Annotated in this window: 24 protein-coding genes and 1 riboswitch; of the genes, 4 read left to right on the plus strand and 20 right to left on the minus strand. The window is 63.8% G+C overall.

The window, feature by feature from the left end:
• Nucleotides 1-43: 43 nt before the first annotated feature.
• The 7 genes from IB263_RS08020 to hemN form a co-directional block, all read right to left on the minus strand.
• Nucleotides 44-973 carry a lipid A biosynthesis lauroyl acyltransferase gene (locus tag IB263_RS08020; RefSeq protein WP_034788563.1) on the minus strand — a complete coding sequence of 310 codons (930 nt, stop codon included), beginning with the start codon at nt 971-973 and terminating at the stop codon, nt 44-46.
• 11 nt (nt 974-984) lie between these two features.
• The gene (locus IB263_RS08025; protein WP_034788322.1) at nt 985-2013 is read right to left on the minus strand and encodes a zinc-binding dehydrogenase; all 1029 of its coding nucleotides are present in this window, start codon (nt 2011-2013) and stop codon (nt 985-987) included.
• A gap of 277 nt (nt 2014-2290) precedes the next feature.
• Nucleotides 2291-3574, minus strand: a complete 1284-nt coding sequence (locus IB263_RS08030) for a beta-ketoacyl-ACP synthase (RefSeq protein ID WP_060520623.1) — start codon at nt 3572-3574, stop codon at nt 2291-2293.
• Between the two features lie 12 nt (nt 3575-3586).
• Nucleotides 3587-4789, minus strand: coding sequence for a beta-ketoacyl-ACP synthase (locus IB263_RS08035; protein ID WP_113079775.1), 1203 nt, complete (start codon nt 4787-4789; stop codon nt 3587-3589).
• 1 nt (nt 4790) lies between these two features.
• A complete protein-coding gene (locus tag IB263_RS08040) occupies nt 4791-5276 on the minus strand; it encodes a 3-hydroxyacyl-ACP dehydratase FabZ family protein (protein WP_192438203.1) in 486 nt (161 codons plus the stop codon).
• Nucleotides 5277-5391: 115 nt separating this feature from the next.
• Nucleotides 5392-5676, minus strand: coding sequence for an acyl carrier protein (locus tag IB263_RS08045; protein ID WP_089044188.1), 285 nt, complete (start codon nt 5674-5676; stop codon nt 5392-5394).
• Between the two features lie 118 nt (nt 5677-5794).
• Entirely contained in the window at nt 5795-7144 is a 1350-nt protein-coding gene (gene hemN / locus IB263_RS08050; RefSeq protein ID WP_034788311.1) for an oxygen-independent coproporphyrinogen III oxidase, read from the minus strand.
• 216 nt (nt 7145-7360) lie between these two features.
• Between hemN and IB263_RS08055 the strand changes: the two genes are divergently transcribed.
• Complete coding sequence (locus IB263_RS08055) at nt 7361-8098, plus strand: Crp/Fnr family transcriptional regulator (protein WP_192438205.1); 738 nt, start codon at nt 7361-7363, stop codon at nt 8096-8098.
• A 232-nt stretch (nt 8099-8330) separates the two neighbouring features.
• Here IB263_RS08055 and IB263_RS08060 read toward each other — a convergent pair whose 3' ends face one another.
• From IB263_RS08060 to IB263_RS08085, 6 genes are all read right to left on the minus strand, one after another.
• Nucleotides 8331-8759 carry a L,D-transpeptidase gene (locus IB263_RS08060; RefSeq protein WP_034788308.1) on the minus strand — a complete coding sequence of 143 codons (429 nt, stop codon included), beginning with the start codon at nt 8757-8759 and terminating at the stop codon, nt 8331-8333.
• Nucleotides 8760-8888: 129 nt separating this feature from the next.
• Nucleotides 8889-9860 (minus strand): adenosylcobinamide-phosphate synthase CbiB, encoded by a 972-nt coding sequence (cbiB, locus tag IB263_RS08065; protein ID WP_192438207.1) that lies wholly within the window; start codon nt 9858-9860, stop codon nt 8889-8891.
• Nucleotide 9861: 1 nt separating this feature from the next.
• Entirely contained in the window at nt 9862-10863 is a 1002-nt protein-coding gene (gene cobD / locus IB263_RS08070) for a threonine-phosphate decarboxylase CobD (protein ID WP_192438209.1), read from the minus strand.
• Nucleotides 10860-12164, minus strand: a complete 1305-nt coding sequence (locus tag IB263_RS08075) for a cobyrinate a,c-diamide synthase (RefSeq protein WP_192438211.1) — start codon at nt 12162-12164, stop codon at nt 10860-10862. The genes cobD and IB263_RS08075 overlap by 4 nt, the downstream gene beginning before the upstream one ends.
• Nucleotides 12161-13000, minus strand: a complete 840-nt coding sequence (gene cobA / locus IB263_RS08080; RefSeq protein ID WP_176960267.1) for a uroporphyrinogen-III C-methyltransferase — start codon at nt 12998-13000, stop codon at nt 12161-12163. Before cobA ends, IB263_RS08075 begins: the two co-directional genes overlap by 4 nt.
• A gap of 130 nt (nt 13001-13130) precedes the next feature.
• On the minus strand, nt 13131-13595 hold the full coding sequence (locus IB263_RS08085; protein ID WP_112976536.1) for a cobalamin biosynthesis protein: 465 nt from the start codon (nt 13593-13595) through the stop codon (nt 13131-13133).
• Between the two features lie 457 nt (nt 13596-14052).
• Here IB263_RS08085 and IB263_RS08090 point away from each other — a divergent pair, with 457 nt between their 5' ends.
• Nucleotides 14053-14838, plus strand: coding sequence for a TSUP family transporter (locus IB263_RS08090; protein ID WP_060584895.1), 786 nt, complete (start codon nt 14053-14055; stop codon nt 14836-14838).
• Nucleotides 14839-15018: 180 nt separating this feature from the next.
• On the opposite strand, the gene IB263_RS08095 is transcribed toward IB263_RS08090, so the two are convergent.
• Together IB263_RS08095 and IB263_RS08100 are read right to left on the minus strand one after the other, a co-directional pair.
• Nucleotides 15019-15546 (minus strand): HD domain-containing protein, encoded by a 528-nt coding sequence (locus IB263_RS08095; protein WP_113187891.1) that lies wholly within the window; start codon nt 15544-15546, stop codon nt 15019-15021.
• Between the two features lie 115 nt (nt 15547-15661).
• Nucleotides 15662-15994, minus strand: a complete 333-nt coding sequence (locus IB263_RS08100) for a hypothetical protein (protein WP_192438213.1) — start codon at nt 15992-15994, stop codon at nt 15662-15664.
• Nucleotides 15995-16306: 312 nt separating this feature from the next.
• Between IB263_RS08100 and IB263_RS08105 the strand changes: the two genes are divergently transcribed.
• Nucleotides 16307-16900 carry an isoprenylcysteine carboxylmethyltransferase family protein gene (locus IB263_RS08105; RefSeq protein WP_060520613.1) on the plus strand — a complete coding sequence of 198 codons (594 nt, stop codon included), beginning with the start codon at nt 16307-16309 and terminating at the stop codon, nt 16898-16900.
• 198 nt (nt 16901-17098) lie between these two features.
• On the opposite strand, the gene IB263_RS08110 is transcribed toward IB263_RS08105, so the two are convergent.
• From IB263_RS08110 to cobU, 5 genes are all read right to left on the minus strand, one after another.
• Nucleotides 17099-17524 carry an EamA family transporter gene (locus IB263_RS08110; RefSeq protein WP_060520612.1) on the minus strand — a complete coding sequence of 142 codons (426 nt, stop codon included), beginning with the start codon at nt 17522-17524 and terminating at the stop codon, nt 17099-17101.
• Entirely contained in the window at nt 17524-18168 is a 645-nt protein-coding gene (gene cobO / locus IB263_RS08115; protein ID WP_043617391.1) for a cob(I)yrinic acid a,c-diamide adenosyltransferase, read from the minus strand. Before cobO ends, IB263_RS08110 begins: the two co-directional genes overlap by 1 nt.
• Nucleotides 18169-18314: 146 nt before the next feature.
• A complete protein-coding gene (gene cobN, locus IB263_RS08120) occupies nt 18315-22145 on the minus strand; it encodes a cobaltochelatase subunit CobN (protein ID WP_192438215.1) in 3831 nt (1276 codons plus the stop codon).
• Nucleotides 22146-22248: 103 nt separating this feature from the next.
• Nucleotides 22249-23313, minus strand: a complete 1065-nt coding sequence (cobW, locus tag IB263_RS08125; protein ID WP_192438218.1) for a cobalamin biosynthesis protein CobW — start codon at nt 23311-23313, stop codon at nt 22249-22251.
• A 3-nt stretch (nt 23314-23316) separates the two neighbouring features.
• On the minus strand, nt 23317-23841 hold the full coding sequence (gene cobU / locus IB263_RS08130; protein WP_034788264.1) for a bifunctional adenosylcobinamide kinase/adenosylcobinamide-phosphate guanylyltransferase: 525 nt from the start codon (nt 23839-23841) through the stop codon (nt 23317-23319).
• Nucleotides 23842-23975: 134 nt separating this feature from the next.
• A riboswitch (cobalamin riboswitch) is annotated at nt 23976-24434 on the minus strand.
• A 230-nt stretch (nt 24435-24664) separates the two neighbouring features.
• Between cobU and IB263_RS08135 the strand changes: the two genes are divergently transcribed.
• Nucleotides 24665-25246: a cation transporter gene (locus tag IB263_RS08135; protein WP_034788257.1), complete on the plus strand. Its 582-nt coding sequence runs from the start codon at nt 24665-24667 to the stop codon at nt 25244-25246.
• The last annotated feature ends 12 nt before the right edge of the window (nt 25247-25258 follow it).

Below are 25258 nucleotides of genomic sequence, written 5' to 3' on the forward strand. Positions count from 1 at the left end.
TAGCGCAAGACGCAATCTGGCTGGGGTCGCGGGCGAAGGAGAATCAGTCTTTCAGGTAGCGCTTGATGTGCCAGCGGTCGTGATACCAGAGCCATTGGCCGGGATATTCCCTCACCCAGCTTTCCACCTTGTCGTTCAGAACCTGCGCCGTAGCGGTCACGTCGACGCTGCCGTCGGCCTTGCGTGGGATGGCGATCGCCGGTTCGATCTCCAGGCGGAAACGGCCACCCGGCAAGCGGATGCAGCGGGCCGGATAGACCTCGCAGTTGAACTGGCGGACGAGCTTGGCGAGCAGCGGGTTGGTCTGCACGTCCTGGCCGAAGAACTTGGTCTTTAGACCCTTGCGGAACTTCTGGTCGACGAGAACCCCGACGCCCTGGCCGCGCTCCAGCTGGCGGGCGAGCGCAAAGGACGAGCCCGCATGCGACGGCACGAGCTTGCCCATGCGTTCTGCGCGGAAGTTGAAGACCTTTTCGGCCACGTATGGGTTGTTCGGCGGCCGGAACAGCACCGTCACGTCGAGCCCGAAGGCTGAGCCGGCGACCGGCAGCATTTCGAAATTGCCACTGTGCGCGGTAAAGACGATGAAGGGGCGCGGATTGTCGCGAAGCTCGAGGAACAAGGGAATGCCCGAGACTTCGATGCGCCCGGGCGTCGTGCGCTCCGGGTCGAAATCGAAGAGACGGTCGAGGAACACGTATTCGGCCGCCATGCGGCCCATGTTGCCCCAACTTTCGAGCGCGATCTGCTCGATCTCCGCTTCGCTCTTTTCCGGGAATGCATTGCGCAGGTTCGTCAGCGTCAGCTTCTGACGGCTGGTCTTCGGGCCGATGAACCGCAGGGCGCGATCCATGAAGTTGATCGCGCCGTCAGCGGGAAACATCTTCAGGATCGTCAGAAGCAGAAACACGAACTGCGCAATCAGCCACTGGCGGAAACGATCCGCCGCCAGCACCAGCCGTGTGATCAGCATGCGCACGTCGATCAATCCATCTTCAGGATGATCTTGCCGAAGATCTGGCGCGATTCCATGCGCTCCAGCGCGCGGTCGATCTCGTCCAGGCCGATTTCGGTGTCGATGACCGGATGTACGAGGCCGCGCGCCATCTTCTGCATGGCGTTGGCCATGTTTTCCATGCGGCAGCCGAAGGAGCCGAGCAGCTTCAGCTGCTGCTGGAACAGCATCATCAGGTTCATGTCGGTGGACACGCCCGAGGTGGAGCCGCAGGTAACGAGACGGCCGCCGCGCTTCATGCAGAGCATCGAGCCCGCCCAGGTGTCCTTGCCGACGTGCTCGAACACGACGTCGACGCCCTTCTTCTTGGTGAGCTTGCGCACCACGCCTTCGAAGCGATCGGTGCGGTAGTTGATGACGTGATCGGCGCCGAGCGCCTTGGCCTTCTCGATCTTGTCGTCGGAGCCGACGGTGGTGATCACGGTGCAGCCGATCTTCTTGGCAAGCTGGATCGCCGCCGAGCCGATGCCGGAACCGCCAGCATGCACGAGGATGGTTTCGCCGGGCTCAAGCTTGGCGTTGTCGAACAGCATGTGCTCGACGGTACCGAAGGTGACCGGAGCAAGGGCTGCGGCGACCGCGTCGACGCCCGGAGGTGCCGGTACCAGCAGGCGCGCCGGCAGGTTGATCTTCTCCTGTGCGAAGCCGTCGAGGTGGAAGCCGTGTACGCCGCCGACATGTTCGCAGAGGTTGTCGCGGCCTTCCTTGCACGGACGGCAGAGGCCGCAGGTGCGCGCGCCGTAGATCGAGACGAGCTGGCCCGGAAGCACGCTTGAAACACCGGGACCGATGCTGTCGACGACGCCTGCTGCCTCGGCGCCGATGACGAGCGGCATCTTGCGCTTGGCGAATGCCATGCCGCGCCAGCCCCAGACGTCGATATGGTTGAGCGCAACCGCCTTGACGCGCAGCGTCACCTCGCCGGGGCCCGGTGCTTCCGGTTCCGGAATGTCGGTGATTTCGAGCTTGCGGTCATCGAGCAGTTGCAGGGCGCGCATGGTTCTTCCTTTAAATGTTCAGATCGACAGGCGGCATATACACGTCTTGTGGGCATGTCGCCATTCTACAGAGAGTGGCGCGTTACCCCCCTCTGCCCTGTCGGGCATCTCCTCCACAAGGGGGGAGATTGGATGTGGCACCCCTTTGCCCTTCACGAAAAGCACCTAAATCGGGCCTTGTAATTGGAGCGATCGGCCGGCCGCGCGTCGATCTCCCCCTTGTTGGGGGAGATGGCCGGCAGGCCAGAGGGGGGTATTTCGTTTCACCAGGTCCGGCTCAAGCCGGCTCGGCCGTCATCACCAGGCTGGCGTTCTGGCCGCCGAAACCGAAGGAGTTCGACAGCACCGCAGACACCTGCTGGCTGCGCTTCACGTTCGGCACCACGTCGAGCACGATCGCCGGATCGGGGTTCTGGTAGTTGATCGTCGGCGGCAGCGTGCCCGTCAGCATCGTCTGGATCGAGAACACCGCCTCGACCGCACCGGCGGCCGTCAGGGTGTGGCCGATCATCGACTTGTTCGACGAGACCGGGATCGACGGCAGATGCTCACCGAAGACGGCAGACATCGACAGATATTCCATCTTGTCATTCTCGGGCGTCGAGGTGCCGTGCGCGTTGATGTAGCCGATGCCGCCTTCGTCGATGCCGGCGTCGGCAAGGGCCGCGCGGATCGTCGCAATCGCCGGGCCGCCGTCGGGCGACGAGCGCGTGCGGTGGAAGAGATCGGCCTTCTCGCCGCAGCCCTTCAGGATGCCGTAGACACGGGCGCCGCGGGCAACGGCAGCTTCCAGCGATTCCAGCACCAAGGTCGCAGCGCCTTCGGCGATGACGAAGCCGTCCCGATCCTTTGTGAAGGGCTTGGAGGCCTTCTCCGGCGGATCGTTCTGGGTGGAGAGCGCGGAAAGCAGCGCAAAGCGGATGAGTGCTTCGGCGCTGACCGAACCATCGGTCGCGACCGTCAGCGCACGATCGGTGCGCCCCTGGCGGATCGCCTCGACGCCGAGCTGGATCGCGGTCGCGCCCGAGGCACAGGCCGTCGAGAGCGTCACCGGCAGGCCGCGCGTGCCGAAGCGATCGGCAAGGCGCTCGGAGATCGAGCCGAAGAGCACGGCCTCATGGAACACCGGATCGGCCTTCTGGCGCATCGCGGCGAGGAAACGGTTGTAGGCATCGCCCGGCTGTTCGGAAGGCGGCGAGCGGTCGGCAAGCTCGAAGCGCGCGCTCCATTCCGGCTCGATCGGCGGGGCGGCCAAAAACAGCGGACCGTTGAAGTCGCCGGAAAGCCCCGCCTGCGCCAGCGCTTCCAGCGTCGTCTCGCGCGCCATGGCGTAGGAGCGCTCGACGGAGTTGGCCGCCGGCACCTCGATGAAATCGACCATGCCGGAGATGCGGGTGTTGAGACCCTCCGTCGGGAAACGGGTGATCTTGCGGATGCCGGAGACGCCGCCGGTCAGCGCCGACCAGTTGTCCTCGAGCCCCTGGCCGAGCGAGGTGATGACGCCCATGCCAGTGACGGCGACGATCGGACGACCGAGATGATCCTTGTAAGCGTTGCTCATCAATCGTTCCTCTTATTCGGCCGAAAGGACCGCGACGCCTTCGCCGCGTGAATGACCGACGGTGGTCACGACCGCCGACCGGGCAGCCGCCGTCATCGGCTTTTCGAAGCTGCCGTCGAAGGCCGGCACCTTGGCGCCGTGGCCGAGCGTGAGTGCAGCAAGCGCGAGGCCCGCCGGAAACTGCGCCTCGATGCTGTGCCCGACGATGCCGCCATAGGCACGCACCGGCGCGCCGGCCAGCTTGGCCTGCAGGAACGCCTTTTCGCTGGCGACGAGATCATGAAAGCCTGACGTGCCGGAAAAGACCACGGTGCCTGCCGGGTCGAGCTTTTCGGCCGGTTTCGCAAGGTCCGCAAGGCGTGCTTCGAGCTTGCCGTCAGCGCGGCTGCCGCGGTCGCTGCCGATCGCGTCGATCGTCGCATAGATGCGGGCACCACGGGCTTCGGCGTACTCGCGTGATTCCAGCACCAGGAAGGCTCCGACCGACCCGGGGATCATGCCGCCGCCGTTGTCGCGGCTGCGCGACCAGATCGGGTGCCAGTCACCGGTCGCCTGACCCTGGATCGCCTCGATCATCAGCATGATGTCGAGGCGCTCGGCCGAAAACGCGCCGCCGACGAGCGTATGCGTCGACTGGCCGGCCTTGATCCGGGCAAAGGCGGTTTCGATCGCCGAGATGCCGGCCGCTTCCTCGCCCATGAAGGTGCGCGACGAACCGGTGACCTTGTGCACGATCGAGATGTTGCCGGCGAGCAGGTTCGAAAGCTGGGCCAGGAACAGCGTGGGGCGCAGTTCGGTCGTCAGCTTTTCATTGAGGAGCTGTTCGCGGTCGTTGCGCTTCAGCGCCTCGTCGACGATCAGCGAATCGACGTTGATGTCACGCTCGCCGCCGCCGGCAGCGACGATCATGTCCATGCTGCCGCAGGCTTCGAGATTGTCCTTGAGACCGGCGTCATCGAGCGCCAGGCCCGCGGAAAAAACGCCGAGACGCTGCCAGTTTTCCATTTGCCGCTGGTCGCCACGCTTGGCGATCTGCTGCGACCAGTCGATCTCCGGCAGCGGGTGCACCGGATAGGGGCTGAACTTTTCGGTCTCGACGCGCACGGCCGGCGACGTGCCGGCGGTAAGCAGCGCCAGATGCGGCTCGACGCCGACGCCCTGGCTGGTGACGATACCGACGCCGGTAATGACAACGTCGTTTGCAGATTTGCTCATCTTACTTCTCCGAACCGGCTGCCGCCGAAAGCGCCGCCATCAGACCCACTTCTCCAGCCCGCTTGCGCACGATATCGCCGAGCGGAACCTGATCGAACGGCATCGTTCTCAGTTTCAGCTGGGCATCGCAGACCTTCTTGCCGCCGGAGGTGATCTTCGCCTTGGTGACGGCGAAGCCCGAACCTTCATGCTCGAGGAAAGCCTCGATCTCGAGTTCGGCCGAGGGCTCGACGAAGGTCCGCATCTTGGCGCCGTCGATCGACATCAGGAAGGGCATGGCGGCGAAATTGGTGGCGGCGAGCACCAGGAAACCGGAGGCCTGCGCCATGGTCTCGATCAGAAGCACGCCGGGCACCAGCGGGTAGCCTGGGAAATGGCCTTCGAACACCGGGCTCTTCTCCGGCACGACGGACCGCGCCGTCAGCCGGCCAGCCGAAAGATCGACCGTTTCGACACGGTCGATCATCTGGAAGTATTCAAGGAGCATTGAGGCTCACCCTGTTGGTTTCGGGCTCAAGTAAAAACGCCAATGCCGCCTGTCAAGCGCGGGGCGCGACGGGCGGCATTGGAAATCGAGTGGCAAGGCTCGGGCGAAAGCCCGATCAGCCCTTGGCAGCCCGCAGTTCGTCGATCTTGGCGCAGAGGTTCTTCAGAACGAAGTATTCTTCGGTCGAAACCTTGCCTTCGTTGACTTCCTGCGTCCACTGCTCGAGCGGAATCTTGATGCCGAATTCCTTGTCGATCGCAAACACGATGTCGAGGAAGTCCAGGCTGTCGATGCCGAGATCGTCGATCGTGTGGCTTTCCGGCGTAATCGTCTCGCGATCGATCTCGCTCGTTTCCGCGATAATGTCGGCAACCTTGTCGAATGTAGCTGTCACGCGCATACCTCTAATATTTTAAGTCGAGTCTCGGCGATCCTATAGGTAAATGCGCCGCAAAAGCCAATGGCCTTGATGGCAAAGGCTTTCGAATTGGAAAACGGTGTTGCGACAGAGCATGGGGTCAGACGGCCACCGAATGCCGGCCCCGGCCGTTGCCGAGATAGGCGTCGAAGGTGGCTGCAACCGAGCGGGCAAAGGGCCTGCCGCGTTCAGTCAGGCGGAAAACCCCGTTTTCGATCGTCGTCAGCCCATCCACGTCGCGCGCCCGAAACAGCCGTGCCTCCTCGATCACAGCCCCTGCCAGCCCGGGAAACGCTTCCTCAACCTCAGCAAAGGAGAAGGCAAAACGGCACATGACGTCGGCAATCACTTTTGCTCTCAAAGTGTCGTCCGGTGTGAAGCGATAACCGCGGACCGCAGCGAGCCCCGTGTTTTCAACATGGCGCAGATACTCACCGGTCGCCGGCATGTTCTGGACATAACCTTGACGAAACTGGCCGATCGCGGAGGCGCCAAGCCCGACGAGCGTTTCGGCGGCATCGTCGGTATAGCCCTGGAAATTGCGACGGAGACGCCCTTCCCGGCTGGCCCGCGCCAGGCTGTCGTCGGGCTTCGCGAAATGGTCGATGCCGATGGACTCGTAGCCGGCGGCAGCCAGCATTTCGGCCGCGCGGCTCATCTGCGCGAAGCGCTCGACGATGCCGGGCAGGCTTTCGTCCGGGATCATCTTCTGATGCGTCTTCATCCACGGCACATGGGCGTAGCCGAAGAGTGCGACGCGATCGGGGTCGAGCGAAAGCACTGCCTCCATGGTGCGCTCAAGCGACTGGAGGCTCTGATAGGGCAAACCATAGAGCACGTCGCAATTGACCGAATGCACGCCCCTTACCCGTGATGCCTCGATCGCGTCACGCGTCTGCTCGAAGGTCTGGATGCGGTTGATCGCCTTCTGCACGACGGGGTCGAAATCCTGGATGCCGAAGCTCGCCCGCGTCATACCGATCCCCGCCAGCGCATCATGGCGCGCTTCGTCGAGATCGTTCGGATCCATCTCGACGCTGATCTCGCAATCAGCCGCGAAGGTGAAGTGATCGGTAAAGGCGCGTTTCAGCGCGATCAGGTCGTCGGGCCTGACGAGCGTCGGCGAGCCGCCGCCGAAATGCAGGGCCGTTACCTTGGCTTCGCGGCTCACCCGCCCGCCGATCTCTGCAATCTCCCGATGCAGGCCCGTGAGGTAGGTTGCCACCGGATCATACCGCAGCGTCTGCTTGGTATGGCAAGCACAGAACCAACAGAGCCGGTCGCAATAGGGCACGTGAGCATAGAGCGAGATCGCCTCATCCGGACCGATCGCCCCGAGCCAGCTTTGATAGTCAACCGGCCCCACCGCTTCGGAAAAATGCGGCGCGGTCGGGTAGCTGGTGTAGCGTGGCACGGGATTCGCATGCTTGAGGATTAGCGCGTCGTCCATCAGTCTCTCCGCTGTCATGAAAACGGCTTAGGACGGATCGGCAATGAGGCCTTTGATTTTGATCAAGTCGGCGAATTAACACGTTAAAATTGACAATGCTCAAGCCAGCATGAGACATTGTTTCGCGCTTTCGGAATTAGCACCTGTCAACTCTTGATTTAACGACCCGCATCCTCTTTGGTCATCCAGGGAGCAATGGAATGCAGGTAGAAAGAATTGCAGATCGTGAACGAACATCGCCGCAAGGATATCCATAATTCGGACGTTCCAGCCGTCTGCTCCGCCTGCGAGGCGCGCCATGGCGGCGTTTGCGGTACGCTCTCTCCGGATCAGCTTCTCGACCTCAGCCGTCACTCCACCCGCCGCAGCATCGAGCCCGGCCGCGAGGTCATCGGCCAGGGAGAAACCACCGACAGCTACGCAAATATCATCTCCGGCGTCGTCAAGCTCAGCAAGGTGCTGGCCGATGGCCGTCAGCAGATCGTCGGCCTGCAGTTCGCCCCTGATTTCATGGGCCGGGCCTTCACCCGCGAAAGCGCGCTGACGGCGGAAGCGGCTGTCGACACCGACATCTGTTGCTTCCCGCGCAACGTCATCGAGCGGCTGGTCTCCGAGGCTCCCGGGCTGGAACACCGGCTGCACGAGCAGGCGCTGAAGGAACTGGACGAAGCGCGCGACTGGATGCTCACCCTTGGCCGCAAGACCGCGCAGGAGAAGGTCGCAAGCTTCCTCTACATCATCGCGACTCACATCGACCCGGAAAACGGCACCTCGAACGTGTTCGACCTGCCGCTGTCGCGCGCCGACATCGCCGACTATCTCGGCCTCACCATCGAGACCGTCAGCCGCCAGATCACCAAGCTCCGCAAGGAGAACGTCATCCGCATCGAAAACAGCCGCCACGTCACCGTGCCGAGCCTCGACCGGCTGATGCATGTGGCAGGCATCGACTGACGGTCGCCAGCGGCTCTTAGGTGCCTCATCAAGTGCCCGACAGAATTGCCCTTTCCTCGGGTTTAACCCGAGGAAAGCCAAGCAATCACGTTGAAGATGGGGACGCGCATTCTACCGTTCACTTCTTACGAAATGCTCGACGATGAAGCGGAAATAGTGCCTCGGATCCCTTCTCCCGTTCAAAACAGAGAGAAGGTCCCGGCAGGGGGATGAGGGGCTGGCTAGGCAGGCGTCACCGCGTAATTACGATCCGCGTGTTCTTCAGCCCATGTTCCCGCGTCAGCGCAAAAAACTCCGCCGCGTTGTTTGGATGGAGCCGCACGCAGCCGTGCGATGCCGGGCGGCCGAGGCGTTTGATGTCGTAGGTGGCGTGGATGGCGTAGCCGCCGTTGAAGAACACGGCATATGGCATCGGCGCGTCGTCGTATTTGCGTGAACGGTGATTGCGAGAGAGCCATTTGGCGCTCCAGCTGCCGCGTGGCGTCACATAGCCCTTGCGCGCCGTCGACACCTTCCAGCGATACATGACGACGCCGTATTGCCGCACGGTCATCGTCTGCGACGACAGGCTGATATCGGCAATGAGATTGGCGGCGTTCGCGGGTTGAACGGCAAACTGCAGCAGAGCGGCAATCAGCGCAGTCAGAAAGCTTTTGCGCATGCTTCTCTCTCCGGGAAGACGAACACGTACCGGTGGAACCAAACGTTCCAGGAGAATAACTGATCGAATATGATACGATCTTAATACATATGGAAAGCAGAGTCTTAATGCGAAGATCAACTTCCGCGATCAAATCATTGCGATTGCAAGAACAAACCCGGCCATGACCGTACAGGCGCCATAAAATACAGCAATACCGGCGTCGATGTCTTCGCTTGTTGCAACCGCTCGGCCCGGACCGTTGATCATCGGTTCGCTGACCTTGACGCCGCCATAGATCCGCGGACCGGCAAGCTGCAGATCGAGCGCGCCGGCCATGGCCGCTTCCGGCCAGCCGGAGTTCGGCGAGCGGTGCAGGCCATGGTCGCGAAGGGCCACGGTCAGCGCATCCTTGGCGGCGCTGGCGCCACGATGGATCAGCGCACCGGCTGAGATCAAAAGGATCGAGAGCCTCGCTGCCGGCAGGTTGGCGAGATCGTCGAGTCGGGCCGAGGCCCAGCCGAAGTGCAGATATTTCGGCGACTTGTGGCCGATCATCGAATCGGCGGTGTTCAGCATCTTGTAGGCAAGAAGCCCCGGCAGGCCGGCAACCGCGTACCAGAAGGCCGGCGCCACGACGCCGTCGGAGAAATTCTCGGCAAGGCTTTCGATCGCGGCACGGCAGACCGCCGGCTCGTCGAGCGTCTTTGGATCGCGACCAACGATCATCGACACGGCGGCACGTCCGCCTTCCAGCCTGTCCTGTCGCAAGCCCCCGGCCACGCGACGCACGTGATCGGCGAGGCTCTTCTGTGCCAGGAAGACCGCGACCAGAACCGCCTCGAGCAGAAAGCCGAGCGGTCCGAGGACGGCGAACAGGCGGTGCAGCAGATGGCCGAACCAGGCGCTGATGCCAAGCAACAGCAGGATCGCGACGACGCCACGAAATTTGCGGGCACCACCCTCGAGGTCCTCCCGGTTCAGCCGGGCGTCGAAAAAGCCGATGGCCTTGCCGAAAAACACGACCGGATGCGGCACGCGCGCCCAGAGCCAGTCCGGATCGCCGACAACGCGGTCGATCACCAGCGCCAGCGCGAGAATGAGCAGGATCGTCTCCGACACCTCAGAGCTCCATGCGGGCAAGCGCGTCCGCCAGCCGTCGGTCACCGGCCGCGTCAGGCGCCAGACCGACCCTGAGCCAGGTCGGGGCATAGTCGAACTTGCGCGTGAGAATATGGGCCTCGCAGAGCCGCTCCTGCAGCAGAGCCGCCCTGGGATGCTCGACCAGCGCGAATAGCCCCGTGCCGCCGATACGGTTGAGCCCTGCCCCATCGAGAGCCGCATCGAGGCCGGCGCGACGCTCGAGGATGCCCGCCGCGATCGCCTTCGTATCGCCCTGCATCAGCGCTTTCGAGATCGTCAACGCCGGGCCGGAGACAGCCCAGGGACCGAGCCAATCGGCAAAGGACGCAAGCACTGGCTCGGTCGCAACGACGAAGCCGAGGCGCAGGCCCGCAAGGCCGAAGAACTTGCCGAAGGAGCGGAAGACGATGAGGTTGCCCTGCCCTGGCACGTGACCAGCGACACTCAGTTGCGGCTCAAGATCGCCGAAGGCCTCATCGACCAGCAGCAGTCCGCCGCTCGCCTTCTGCCTTGCGGCGATCGCCAGAAGCTCCGCCGGCGCCAAGGCGCGGCCGGTCGGGTTGTTGGGGTTGACGACGATGACAAGCCCATGTTCGGCCGTGAGCGCGTCGGCATCCGCGACGCGATTGACAGCAAAGCCGGCCGCTTCAAGCACGCGGGCATACTCGCCATAGGTCGGCCCGAAGATCGCGACTTGCCTGTTGGCCGGAGCAAGACGTGGCAGGAGCTGGATCACCGACTGGGTGCCCGGCACCGGCAAAGGCAGCACGCCGTTGGTGCGGTAGTAGTCGGCGGCGGCGCTCCGCGCATCATCTACCGTCTGCCGATCCGGCAGCCGGTGCCAGGCGCGCTCAGGGACCGCGGGCAAGGCGACGGGGCATGGATTGATGCCGGTCGACAGATCGAGCCAGTCTTCGGGCCGGCCACCATAGCGCGTTGCGGCCTCGGTGATGCCGCCACCATGAACGATCGGTGCGCTCATGCAGCACCTGCGACGTCGATCAGATGCATGAAGGAACCGGCGACAGGGCCGCGCCGGAGGCCCGCCTGGCCGAGATCCTCGCCGGCGGCGTCGCTGACCGCAAACAGCCGATCGGCCGCCCCTTCGGCGACGATAGTCGCATAGTGGAATTCGTGCGCCGTCATGGGTCCATCGAAGAAGGCGTTGTCGACAGGCACGACGCGGCGATAGCCGAGGTGCCGCCTGCGTTCGGCAAAACTGGTTACGAGCGGCAGCAGGCCGAGCATGTCGTAGCGTGTGCCATCGGCAGCGACAAGCCCTTCACCGAGCACCATATAGCCGCCGCATTCGCCGAAGATGCGGGCGCCGCGTTCCGCCGCGAAATGCATGCCGGAACGGAATCGGGCGGCGGCGCTCAGCTGCCCCGCATGCAGCTCCGGATAGCCCCCCGGAAGATAGACGGCATCGGCTGCCGCATCCGGCGCCTCGTCGGCGAGCGGCGAGAAGAAGGAAATCTCCGCGCCGCCTTGCCGCCAGCCGTAAAGCAGGTGCTCGTAGCAGAAGGCAAAGGCGATATCGCGCGCGACCGCGATGCGCTGACCCAGCGGCCGCAAACGCTCGGCATCGGCCGCCGCGGGCACCTGCGGGAAAATCGTCGCGATCAGGCGGATGGCGTCGAGATCGCAGGCAGCCTCGACCCGCGCGGCCGCCGCCTCGATGAAGCCCTCAAGCGCTGAGTGTTCGCCCGCCTGCACGAGCCCGAGATGGCGCTCCGGCAGTTGCAATGCGCTGTCCTGCCGGAGCACGCCGAAGACAGGCATGCGCACCTTGCCGAGCGCATCGCGCAGCATCATTTCATGCCGATCGCTGCCGACCTTGTTGAGGATGACGCCAACCACCCGGATATCGTCGCGATGATCCGCATAGCCGCGCACGAGGGCGGCAACCGACTGGGACATGCGGGCGCAATCGACCACCAGAATGACCGCAAGGTTCAGCGTCGCGGCGAGGTCCGCTGGCGTTCCCGAGCCGTCGGCAGCACCGTCATGCAGTCCCATCATCGCCTCGACGATCAATGTGCGCCCGCCGGAGGCCACATGCGACGCATTGGCAAGCAGCAGTTCCGGGCGCATCGCCCAGGGGTCGTAGTTGAAGCAGGGCTCGCCGGTCGCTGCCGCGTGGAAAGCGGGATCGATATAGTCCGGCCCCGCCTTGCCGGGCGCGATCGCCACGCCGCGCCTCTTCAGGGCGCGCATCAGCCCGAGCGTCACCGTCGTCTTGCCGGAGCCGGACGCGGGTGCGGCAATCAGCAATCCGCTCATGCCGGGTTCCTGAGAATGCGATTGGCGAACGGGTCGGCGGCAAGCTTGCGCCCGTCCAGCGCGCCGATCCAGTCGAGCGCTGCGCGCAGCCTCACCACCTCGCCGACGACGACGATCGCCGGCGGCTCCAGCCCTGCCGCCGCAACATCGGCCTCTGCACGCGCAAGCGTCGTTTCCAGCACCGCCTGCTGCGGCGTCGCGGCGTTGCAGACGAAGGCGACCGGTTCGTCCGGCGAGCGGCCGCCGGCAATGAGGTTGGCGGTGATCGCGCCGATATGTTTCATCGCCATGTACATGACGATGACAGGCGAGCCGCTGGCGATGCCCTGCCAGTTGATGCGATCCGGCACCAGGCCGGAGGAATCATGGCCAGTCAGGAAAGTGACCGCGTGGTTGACCTCGCGATGGGTCACGGGAATGCCGGCATAGGCAAGCCCGCCGATACCGGCGGTGATGCCGGGCACGATGCGGAACGGCACCTGGTGCTCGACCAGCGTCAGCGCCTCCTCGCCACCGCGACCGAAGACGAAGGGATCGCCGCCTTTGAGGCGCAGCACCCGGTTGCCGGCGCGCGCGAGCTCGACGAGGCGAAGCGAGATGTCGCGCTGCTTCGGCGACGGCTTGCCGCCACGCTTGCCCGCAAACTCCAGCACGGCGCCCGGCCGCGCGAGCTTCAGGCAATCCTCGTTGACCAGCGCATCATGCACGATCACATCCGCCTGGCGCAGCGCATTGGCCGCATGCAGCGTCAACAGGCCGGGATCGCCGGGGCCGGCGCCGACCAGCCAGACCGAACCTTTTTCGAGCGCCGGCAATCCGGCAAAGAGGTCGTCGATCATGCGTGCTGTCCCACCTGTATTTCGGCGCCACCCAACGGCACGCCTGACGCGCTCTCTAAAGAACCGGATTCCACCTGAGAGAAACCCCGGGCAAAAGATTGATTCAATTCAACAACATAAGAATGCATCAGACAGCCTCCGCCGCCTGGATGCGCTTTTCGGCGCGCAAGGTCGCCGGCCCGGCAAGCGCGGCCGTCGCATGGGCGGAGACGATCTTCTGCACAATCAGCACGGCTTCGCGACCGGCACCGACGAGCGCTGCGCCCTCGGCAACGCCATGACAACCCGTGTAGGCAAAGACGATCTCGGAGGGGTTGGCGAGCCGGGAAGCTTCGGCTTCGAGCGTGGCGGCATCGTAGAACGCGGCCGGAACCGAGAAATGCTGAGCGGCCGCCAGGATCGCCGGCTCCTCGGCGCGAGCATCGAGCGAGGCGACCAGCCGCAGATCGCCGGGCGCAGCACCGGCATCGGCAAGCGCACGCTCGGCAAGGGCGATCACCTCTTCGGCCGGCGTGCGACGCTCGCAGCCGAGCCCGAGCACCAGCCCGGCTCCTGCTTTCGTCGTCTGTGCAGAGTGTTTGCCCGATGGCATCGGCGGCCGGCTCCCTTCGTTGTTCTCCTTAACGAAGCGCCGGCTGGGACGATCCGTCCCGGCCGATCTGGACAGCACCGGCTGATGGCCCCCTGGCTGGGTCGGCCGCACCGGACGCTCTTTCAGTCCGCCAAAGCGGACGCCGTCGCATATCCTTCATTTTTACCGGAGCGCGGAAGGCCGGTCAAACCGGATTGCGCCATCGCCATGTCGCGTTTGAGGAAACTCGTCTCCCCCTGCCGTATCGCAAGGACAGCCCTTCTTCGGCACCATGCGGGCGAGAGCGCCTCCATCCAGAAAGACAGCGAGCCGGAACAAGGCTTTGAATCTTTGTCGGTTTTTCAATTTCGACACCTGCATGGACCGCAACACCGCGACAGAAGGCTTTGCAAATCGCGCCGGGCTCTGACACAAGGCGGAAAATCCCGCCTGACAGCTCTCCTCTCGAGTCCCCGCCGTGCAAGATCTCGCCTTCCACCTGCTCGCCTTCCTGTTCGTCGCCGCCTTCATCGCAGGCTTCATCGATTCGATCGCCGGCGGCGGTGGCATGATCACCATTCCGGCCATGCTCATTGCGGGCATCCCGCCCTTGCAGACGCTCGGCACCAACAAGCTGCAGGGATTGTTCGGCTCCGGCTCGGCCACGCTGTCCTATGCCCGGCGCGGCCACGTGAACCTGAAAGAGCAGCTGCCGATGGCGCTGATGTCGGCCGCCGGCGCCGTGCTCGGCGCCCTGCTCGCAACCATCGTTCCCGGCGACGTGCTGAAGGCGATCCTGCCCTTTCTGCTGATCGCCATTGCGCTTTATTTCGGCCTGAAGCCGAACATGGGCGACGTCGACCAGCACAGCCGCGTCACCCCCTTCGTCTTCACGCTGACGCTGGTGCCGCTAATCGGCTTTTATGACGGCGTCTTCGGCCCCGGCACCGGCTCGTTCTTCATGCTCGGCTTCGTTACCCTCGCCGGCTTCGGCGTGTTGAAGGCGACGGCGCACACGAAGTTCCTCAACTTCGGCTCCAACGTCGGCGCCTTCGGCGTCTTCCTCTTCTTCGGCGCCATCCTCTGGAAGGTCGGCCTGTTGATGGGCCTCGGCCAGTTCCTCGGCGCCCAGGTCGGCTCGCGCTATGCCATGGCCAAGGGCGCCAAGATCATCAAGCCGCTGCTCGTCATCGTCTCGATCGCGCTCGCGATCCGGCTGCTCGCAGATCCGACGCATCCCTTGAGGATCTGGCTGGGGCATTGAGGCGCGGCGCGCTCGGCAAATTCTGCGCTGTCCTAACGGCCGCAACCGCGCAGCCTGTGAGGCGTGGCTGGGCCACACCGGCGGGCAAAACCGCACATGCATGTCCGTTCTGAGATCGTGGATGAGCGGTTGACCGGGTCGACATGGCGCAGACATGCTTGCCGATAGACGGCAGCACTCTCATTGCGGCGCCAATGCACGGGCCTTTGCGAGAAGGGTCTCGTCGCCGTCGCCCAAGACCTCCAGCAAGCGTTTCATCTCGGCGCCGAACACTTTCCAGAAATTCGGATCGCCGGCTTTGATCGCTATCGCATTGTCGATCAGGTCGGCGAGCTTGACGGTTTTCGCCGCGGCGGGCGCCGATGCGAGGTGCTGGCGATCCAGTTCCTTGCGCACCTGTCGGTTGCCGTGGAACGGAGTGGATATGTCGGTGAGCCACGCAACCAGTGTTGCGACCTTGGGGCCGAACGCTTCCTTGAGCTCCAGCAGCGTCGCGTCGGTATCTTCGACCGTATCGTGAAGCAGCGCTGCGGCGATCATTTCGGGCGTATGGGGCACGCTTCGAACAATCTCCGCCACCGCAATCGGATGAACGATATAGGGCCGACCGTCATACTTACGCTTCTGTTCGCCGTGTGCTCGCGTTGCAAACTGGAGCGCGCTGTTCTCGAGATCGGTCATTATTTTGCGTTCAACGCCGGCTTCCATCACCTAAACCCAATCCCAAGCTTTCAGAACGAACCAGGCGACCCGTGATTTCTATCGCGTCAGGCGTCGCTTCGAGCGACGCACGCTTGCCTGCCCGCGCGAATGTCGCGGGCGGTCAACGCCTGACAGTTATGCCAAGATCAGGCGCACCGGATTTCGACCAGCACGAGCACTGCTCTCCGACCGGACCTGCACCATAGCTGCATTCGTTCTCCCGCGTCTTGCAAATCCGTGGACGGCGCGCTTCGGCGAGCGCCTTGGCCTTGGCTTCATCCGCTGCCCTTTGCTTGCGCGTCATTTTAGTTTTCGGTTTCGCCTTCTGGCTGGTCGTCGTTTCTTGAGCTCGTGACGCCCCGCTCTTCACGGTTTGCGCCTGCCCAGCCATACCTGATGACAAGAACAGCAAGACCGATGCGACACCAACCGCAGCTCTGAGAGTATTCTTCAAGGTTCACCCGTATTTAGCCTGTCGACGGTCTAACATGGGTGCGGCCTCCTGCCTATGCAATCGCTCGACGGAAGGAGCAACCGTCAAGAGACGAATTTTGCCGACCTTCCGACACGGCGGGGGCGACGATGACAGCCTCCAACGCTTGGCAATAAGATCCGGTAACCACGACGAAAGTCGGACAGGTCCGGCGCTTGAACCTCTAGTTACTAGAGATTGCAAGGTGATCAGAATGCTTCGCCGGGTAGACGCTCATATGGGCCGCCTACCCGTCGTGCGCTCCTGTCTTGTCAGCTCGCTCCAGAGGTTTCCATGTCCACCACCCTTCCCGCCATCCTGATGCTCGTCGTGGGATTGTCCACGCTCGCGCTGGCGATCCTCCGCCGTGTGCAATCCGGCCGCTCGCCGGTCGTGCTGACCTATGGCGACGATGCGGAAGGGTTTGCGGGCAGGCTTTTCCGCCTGATCGTCGCAGCGCTGGTGATCCACCTGCTGGCGGTCGCCATGCTCCCGGCCTCCGTCGATGCTGCCCTCGGCCGGATCCCGGCGCTCGACACGCCCATCCTTCACGCCGTCGGCCTGGCGCTGATGACGCTCGGCGGCGGGCTGACGATGCTGTCGCAATGGGCGATGCGTCATTCCTGGAAGATCGGCATCCCTGAAAAGCAGGACGCGCCGCTTGTGACCTCAGGCCTCTATGCCTTCTCGCGCAACCCGATCTATGTCGGCATGGTGACCGCGCTGATCGGCACGGTGCTGGCGGTGCCCAACGTCATCTCGGTGGCGCTGGCGCTCTCCGCCTGGATCTCGATTTCCTACCAGATCCGCATGGAGGAAACCCACCTCGCCAAGGTCTTCGGCGACGCCTACGGTGCCTATTGCAGGCGTGTCCGCCGGTGGGTCTGACGCAGGGCTCACCCTCAGGCTGCGACGCTTCCAGCGTCTGCCGAACTGCGCGACGTGGCCCGACGGATCAGGAAGGCGCTCGCTCCAATTGCCTTCAATCTGCATGCCGTCCTCCCGCTCGTCACAACCACTGCATGTGTCGGGATTACGGATTGATTGAGGCGAGCATTCAGTGAACAGGCACCAGAGCAGGCGCGCTCAAAACACCGCCAGCAACAGCGCCCCGGCGGCAATGAAGGCAACGCCGAGCCAGTTCATCAGGTTGAGCTTTTCACCGAGGAAGAGCACGCCGAAGATTGCGACCATGACGATCGAGAGCTTGTCGATCGGCGCAACGCGGGCGGCGTCGCCGAGCTTGAGCGCGCGGAAATAGGCAAGCCAGGAGGCGCCGGTGGCAAGACCCGACAGCGCGAGAAACAGCCAGGTGCGTCCGGAGATTTCCGATGGCTTCTGCCACTGCCCTGTCGCCGCCACGATGGCGGCGATCACGCAGAGGATGACGACGGTGCGGATCAGCGTTGCGAAGTCGGAGTTGATCTGCGCAACCCCGACCTTGGCAAACACCGCCGTGAGCGCAGCGAAGGCGGCCGAAAGCAGCGCCCAGAACTGCCAGCTCTGGCTCATCAGAACTCCACGCCCTGCTGCGCCTTGATGCCGGAACGGAACGGATGCTTGATCAGCTCCATCTCAGTGACGAGATCGGCGATTTCGATCAGGTCTTCTTTCGCGTTGCGGCCGGTGAGCACCACATGCGTCATGTGCGGCTTTTCTTCCTTCAGGAAGCGCACCACTTCGGCGACGTCGATGTAGTCGTAGCGCAGAGCAATGTTGATCTCGTCGAGCAGCACCATCGAGTTGCGCTCGTCACGGATCAGTTCCTTCGCCTTCTCCCAGGCCTTTTCAGCCATCGCAACATCGCGGGCGCGATCCTGCGTTTCCCAGGTGAAGCCCTCGCCGAGCGTGTAGAACTGGCAGACATCGCCGAAATGCTTCTCGATCAACTCGCGCTCGCCGGTTGCCATCGCACCCTTGATGAACTGCACGACGGCGCAGGGCATGCCGTGGGCGATATGGCGGAAGATCATGCCGAAGCCGGCGGTCGACTTGCCCTTGCCCTTGCCGGTGTTGACGATGATCAGACCCTTCTCGTCGGTCTTCGTCGCCATGATCTTTTCGCGCGCTGCCTTCTTCTTCGCCATCTTCATGGCGTGGCGGGCATCGTCCTTCTCGGCCGGGGCTTCGCCGCCTACTGTCGTCTCGTCGCTCATGATCACTCCCTCAGTTCTCAAGTTCGGGATGGGCAGACGCCCTCGTCCCGCTTCGGTTCCTTTTCGCACTTCACTGAGCAGCGAAACGGAACCAGGTCTTTGTTTGCAAGCAATTCCGGACGGATTACCGCCAGCCCGGAACCGCTCTATTCATTGCCGGCACGAAGCCGGGTTGCTGCCGTGCCGATGCCGGCAAGTTCAAACCGCGCCGAATTCGAGCGCGGCGTCCAGAGATTGCGGTCGATTGCTTCAAGCAGGCGTTCGGCAAGCTCGGCAAAGGCGGCCGGGTTCTTGTCGCGCATGAAGTCAGCCACGCGCTCGTCGACGATGAACGCCTGATAAGCGGTCTCGAAATGATGGTCGCGCACCGCACCCGTGGTCGCGGCAAATGCGAACATGTAGTCGACCGTGGCAGCGATCTCGAAGGCGCCCTTGTATCCGTGGCGCATGACGCCATCGATCCACTTGGGATTGACGACGCGGGCCCGGACCACGCGACCGATCTCTTCTTCGAGCGACCGGATCACAGGCTTTTCCGGACGGGAATGGTCGTTGTGGTAGATCGCCGGACGGTGACCACCGAGCTGTTCGGCGGCAGCGCTCATGCCGCCTTCGAACTGGTAGTAGTCGTCGCTGTCGAGCAGATCGTGCTCGCGGTTGTCCTGGTTCTGCACCACCGCCTCTATCGTGCGCAGGCGCTCCTCGAAAAGATCGCGCTCGGCCTTGCCCTCCTCGCCGGCGCCATAGGCATAGGCGCCCCAGGTAAGATAGGCCTCGGCGAGATCTGCTTTGGTTTCCCAGCCCTTCTCGTCGATCAGCGCCTGCAGGCCGGCGCCATAGGCACCGGGCTTTGCGCCAAAGACGCGGTAGGAGGCGCGACGCGCGGCCTCGGCGGCTTCCACGCCTTCGGCCTCCAGCCGCCGGCTTTCCGCCCGCATGCGTGCGGCGATCATGTTGTCGACATCGTCTTCCTCAAGCGCGCCGACGGCGCGGATCGCCTTGTCGAAGAGCGCGATCTGGTCCGGGAAGGCATCGCGGAAGAAGCCGGAAATGCGCAAGGTCACATCGACGCGTGGGCGGCCAAGCACAGCGAGCGGCACGATCTCGTAGCCCATCACCCGGCGAGAGACCATGTCCCAGGTGGGCTTGGCGCCGATCAGCGCCAGGGCCTGGGCGATGTCGTCGCCGCCGGTGCGCATGTTCGCCGTGCCCCAGGCGGTCAGGCCAAAGGAGGACGGCCATTCGCCATGGTCCTGCAGGTAGCGGCGGATCAGCAGTTCGGCCGATTTCTTGCCGAGCTCATAGGCAGCCGGCGTCGGCACCGCGCGGCTATCCACGGAGTAGAAATTGCGCCCCGTCGGCAACACATCCGGCCGGCCACGCGTCGGCGCGCCCGATGGACCGGGGGCGACGAAGCGGCCGCTGAGACCGGTGAGGAAGCCGGTCATCTCGGCGGCACCCGAGTTTGAAATCGACGGCTTCAGGCGCGTTTCGATTTCGCCGAGCACGGCGCGGGTGTTGGCCCAGTGGTCCGGGCAAGCCAGTTCACCCGACACGAGATTTGCGGCAAGCAACTCGATGCGCTCGACCGTATCGCCGGCGGTGCGCCAGGGGGCGTCCGAGAGGTCAGCGACGATGGACGGTTTTGGGCCTGTCCAGGTGTCGGACATGACGCAGTCGAGCGGGTCGAAGGGTTGGGCGTCGCGTGCGGGGTTGGCCCCCGCCGAGGTGGGAATAGCAAACCCACGCAGCCCCGCATCCGCTGCGATCGCCCGCTGCAGGCTCTGGTCGCCGCCCTCGCCGAGACCGCGGGGCACGCGCGCCAGCGCTACGGTGAGGTCCGTCAACAACCGCCCTTCCGGCGCGACGCCGAAGATGTGCAGGCCGTCGCGGATCTGCATTTCCTTGAGGTCGCAGAGATAGGCGTCGAGCTTTTCCAGCGCCTTGTCGTCGCTGTCGCCCCTGTCGATGCCTGCGTCGCTGTCGAGGCCGATGTCGCGCACGAGATCGAGGATCTGGCGGCTGAGCAGCCTGAGGCGGCGCGGATCACCGCCGGCGGCATCGTAATACTCGTCGACGAGCGCCTCCAGATCCTTGAGCGGTCCGTAGGATTCGGCGCGCGTCAAGGGCGGGGTCAGGTGGTCGATGATGACGGCGCTGGTGCGGCGCTTGGCCTGTGTACCTTCGCCCGGATCGTTGACGATGAAGGGATAGATGTGCGGCAGCGGCCCGAAGATCGCTTCGGGATAGCAGGTTTCCGACAGCGCCAGCGCCTTGCCCGGCAGCCATTCGAGGTTGCCATGCTTGCCCATGTGGACGATCGCCTGCGCTCCGAACTGCTGGCGCAGGAAGGCGTAGAAGGCGAGATAGCCATGCGGCGGCACGAGGTCCGGCGAATGGTAGCTTTCCTTCGGATCGATGTTGTAGCCGCGCGCCGGTTGGATGCCGACGATCACCTCGCCGAAGCGGGCGAGCGGCAGCGCGAAGGCGCCATCGAGGAAGAAGGGATCGGCCTCCGGCACGCCCCAGCGACCGGTAACTTCATCCTTTATCTGTTTCGGAAGCGAATCGAAGAACGTTTTGTAATCGTTCAGCGAAATACGCTCGCGGATTTCGCGGTCATGGCTCGCCGCATTGGTCGGCCCGGCCATCAGATAGCGGATCAGCGCGTCGCCATCGGCGGGAACCTCACCGACCGCATAGCCTTCCCGCGCCATGGCGCTAAGCACCTCGACGGTACCGGCCGGCGTGTCGAGCCCGACACCGTTGCCGAGGCGACCGTCGCGGTTCGGATAGTTGGCCATGACGATGGCAATGCGGCGCTCGGCGGGCTCTGCCCGGCGCAGCTTCGCCCAGTTGACGGCAAGATCAGCGGCAAAGCGCACCCGGTCTTCGAGCGGCTCGTGGCCGACGATATTGGCCTCCACCTTGGCATCATAGATCGACGCCGCCTTGAAGGAGACGGCGCGCGCAAGGATGCGGCCATCGACTTCAGGTAGTGCCACGTTCATGGCGAGGTCGCGCGCCATCAGCCCCTGCGGCGACGTTTCCCATTGCGCCCGCGACGAGCCGGAGAAGATCACCTGCAGCACCGGCGCACCGGTCGATTCCAGCACCGTCGGCTGACGGTCGGCACCGGGCGACGAGACCGCAAAGCCAGTGGCGTTCATCACCACGTCGGGTGCGGCCTCGGAAAAAATCGCCTGCAGCGTGCCGACGGAAACGGCATCCTTGAGGCTTGAGACGAACACCGGCAGTGCCCGCACACCTTCAGCCTCCAGCGCATCGATCAGCGCCTCCACCGGCCGTGTCTCGCCACTCTGCACGAGCGCGCGGTAAAAGCAGATCCCAACCGTCGGGGGTTCGAATCCCTCCCCCGCTACCATCCGTCCCTGAACACGGGACTGCCATTCGCTGACGCCGATCACGCCAGCACCCGGCCACCAGATGCCGGCCTTCAACAGTGGCTTTGCCGGCTGCGGCTTCTCCGCACCCGTGACCAGTGCGGCCGCATAGTCGAGAAACAGCCCGGCATTGTCCGAGCCGCCTTCGGTGAAGTAAGCCCAAAGGCGCTGGCGGTCGTCGGCTGCGACGGTGGAGAAAGGCTCCAGCCCCGGATCCGGCTTGTCGTCACCCGGCAGAACCGCGATCTCGAAACGATGGGTGACAGCAGCCGCATGCAGGGCTTCCAGCAGATAACGGAAATAGCTGGCGCCACCGAGCGGCCGGACGACGATCAGCTTGGCGTGACGCGCCGTGCGCTCGACGTAAGTGTCGACCGACATCGGGTGCATCAGGCTCATCAGGCTGGCGATGCGCAGGCTCAAGCCTCCGTCGCGTCGGCCGTGAGCCGCGGCGATCGAGGAGAGCTCGGTGTCGGCGGCCGAGAGGAAAAGGATATCGGCCGGCGTTTGCCCAAGGTCGATCGCCTCGTTGCCGTCGGCGATCGTTCCTTTCTGGGCGAGAAGCAGATGCATTCGTCTTGTCCGGTGGGGCAATTCCGAACGAAAACGCTAAAAGCGTTTTCCATCCGGAACTGCATCATTTCAATGCGTTAGATCATTTCACTCAAAGAACGATCTAGACGAGCGCGGTAATCGCAGCGCGCACCGCCGCCTCGTCCATGTCGTGCAGGCCGATGACGACGAGGCGCGTACCGCGCTTTTCGCCGGCGCCCCAGGCGCGGTCGTAATATTGGTCGATGCGGGCGCCGACCGCCTGGATCAGGAGGCGCATCGGCTTGCCGGGCACGTCGGCAAAGCCCTTGAGGCGCAGAACGTCGTGCTCCGCGATCACGCCCTTCAGGCTATCGATGAACGCCGAGGGATCGGCGATCGAACCGAGCTCGACGACGAAGCTGTCGAACTCGTCGTGATCGTGCTCCTCACCTGCCTCGTGCTCCATCTCGTGATGCGACTTGCGGTTGGCGATATCGCTTTCCGTGCCGACACCGAGGCCAAGCAGGATGGCAGCGGCGACTTCCCCGTTCTTCGCCTCGATCATCGTGGGCTTGCGGCTGGTGCGCGAAGCCACCTCGTCGCGCACGGCCTTGAGGCCGGAGGCATCGATCAGATCGGTCTTGTTGAGAACGATGAGATCGGCAGCCGTCAGTTGGTCCTCGAACAGCTCCTCGATCGGGCTTTCGTGATCGAGATTGTCGTCCTCGACGCGCAGCGCATCGACCTTGTCGTGGTCGTCGGCAAAGCGGCCAGCGGCAACGGCGGCGCTGTCGACCACCGTGACGACGCCATCGACGGTCACTTCGCTGCGGATATCCGGCCAGTTGAAAGCGGCGATCAGCGGCTGCGGCAGGGCAAGGCCCGAGGTTTCGATGATGATGTGGTCAGGACGGTTTTCACGCTCCAGCAGCTTCGTCATGGTCGGGATGAAATCGTCAGCCACGGTGCAGCAGATGCAGCCATTGGTGAGCTCGATGATGTCGTCCTCGGTGCAGGCCTCGGCACCGCAGCCCTTCAAGACATCGCCGTCGACGCCGAGATCGCCGAACTCGTTGATGATCAGCGCGATGCGCTTGCCGTCGGCGTTCTGCAGCAGGTTGCGGATCATCGTCGTCTTGCCGGCGCCGAGGAAGCCGGTGATGACGGTCGCCGGGATCTTGCCCTGGTTGGCTCTCGCAGTGGTCATGGATCAACCCTTCATTTTCAGCGGCAAACCGGCCGCGACAAAGTAAACTTCAGCGGATTTCTCCGCAACGATCTGGTGAAGCCGGCCGGCATGGTCGCGAAACTCGCGGGCCATGCGGTTCTCGGGCACGATACCGAGGCCGACCTCATTGGAAACAAAGACGAGGCGCGCCCGCGCCTCGGGCAGATACGCAACAAGGGCGGCAAACTCCGCCGTCATGTCGCGCTCTTCCAGCATGAGATTGGTTACCCATAGCGTCAGGCAGTCGATCAGGACCACATGGCTGGGATCATCGATGCGTCTGAGGATGCCGACGAGATCGAGCGGCTCCTCATGCGTCGTCCAGCCCTCGCCGCGGCGCGTCCGGTGATGGTCGATGCGCTCGCGCATTTCGTCGTCCCAGGCGCGGCCCGTGGCGACATAATGCATGGTGAAGCCGGACGCTTCGACGAGCCTCTCGGAAAAGCTGGACTTGCCGGAACGGGCGCCGCCAAGGACCAGCACGGGCCCGGCGCTGAGACTGCTCATCGTGGCTGCCTCAACATTCCCAAATCAGCCGTCGGTGGCAAAAGCCATCGGACGCGCCACGGGCGCGTTCTTGAAAACATCTGCGAGCCAAAACAACCTCCGTGATGGCGTTGGAGACAAAAGTCCCCTCGGGCGGAATGCCCATGCCGGATGGCAGGTCTCCTGGCTCACGGCGTCACGGGCCGAACATCGCCTCGCCCTTAAACGGCAAGGTTCCGATGTCAGGGCCCGAGCGGCCCGCCTCACCTTCCCGGCGTCTTTCCGGTGCCACAGCGAACCTTTGCGCGTCGTCTCCGACGCATGGGCGCTGTGAGGGACATCGTGAAAGGCGGACGATTCGTAGAAGAAGAGGCGTCCAAACCCGGCTGATCACGATGCCACGCCAGTGGCTTTTCCGGTTTGATCCCCGACCTGCCCCGATTGCCCATGCAACCGGCCGACAGCCCGGCACCAAACCCGATGGCGAACCCTGACCGTTCTACAGTCGCGGGGTCGGCTGCGATAAGGATGCCCGATTTGGGTCCATCCGTCACATTCCCAATTATTCCCCCAGATCGCCACGACAAGGGGGAACCATCCAACACCTGATGATTAGGAAGCGGGCAGCCCAAAGTCAATCGACGCATGCGACGCCTCCCCGGCCGAGTTGCGCCACGCGACGATTTGTCGGGCGTCAGGCACGACGGCAGTGTGAACGGAACCGATGTCGAAACCTAGTGCTATGGATAGCAAACTGCTGCTAACACCTGTGCCAAAGTGCCGAGGGCGAATCTCGCCAAAAAAAGTGCCGAGGGCGAATCTCGCCAGAAAGGGAACCTTTCGAGTGGATACCGACCTGCGCCGCGTCGTCCTCATCGTCTCCCTGTTGAACCTTGGCTATTTCGGGGTCGAACTCCTTGTCGCGCTTTCGATCGGCTCGGTGTCCCTCATGGCCGACAGCGTCGACTTCCTCGAAGACGCCTCCGTCAACATGCTGATTTTCTTTGCTCTGGCCTGGACGGCGCGAACCCGCGCGCGGGTCGGCATGGCGATGGCGTTCATTCTACTGGTACCGGCGCTGGCCTTCCTTTGGACGGCCTGGGCGAAGTTCATGGATCCGGTCCCGCCAGAGCCCTTTGCCCTGTCCCTGACCGGACTTGGGGCGCTGGTGGTCAACCTCTTCTGCGCCTATCTGCTCGTCGCCTACCGTCACACGAGCGGCAGCCTCACGCGGGCAGCATTTCTCTCGGCCCGCAACGATGCCTTCGCCAATGTGGCCATCATCGCCGCGGGTCTGGCGACAGCCTATCTGTGGCAGTCGGCCTGGCCGGACCTGATCGTCGGCCTGGGGATTGCCCTGATGAACCTGGATGCCGCGCGGGAAGTCTGGGAAGCCGCAAGCGAGGAGCACGATGTCGCAGCGTAGTTCCGTCGGATA

Origin of the sequence: Ensifer sp. ENS03 (genome assembly GCF_014852035.1) — a bacterium.
Taxonomy (GTDB): domain Bacteria; phylum Pseudomonadota; class Alphaproteobacteria; order Rhizobiales; family Rhizobiaceae; genus Ensifer; species Ensifer adhaerens.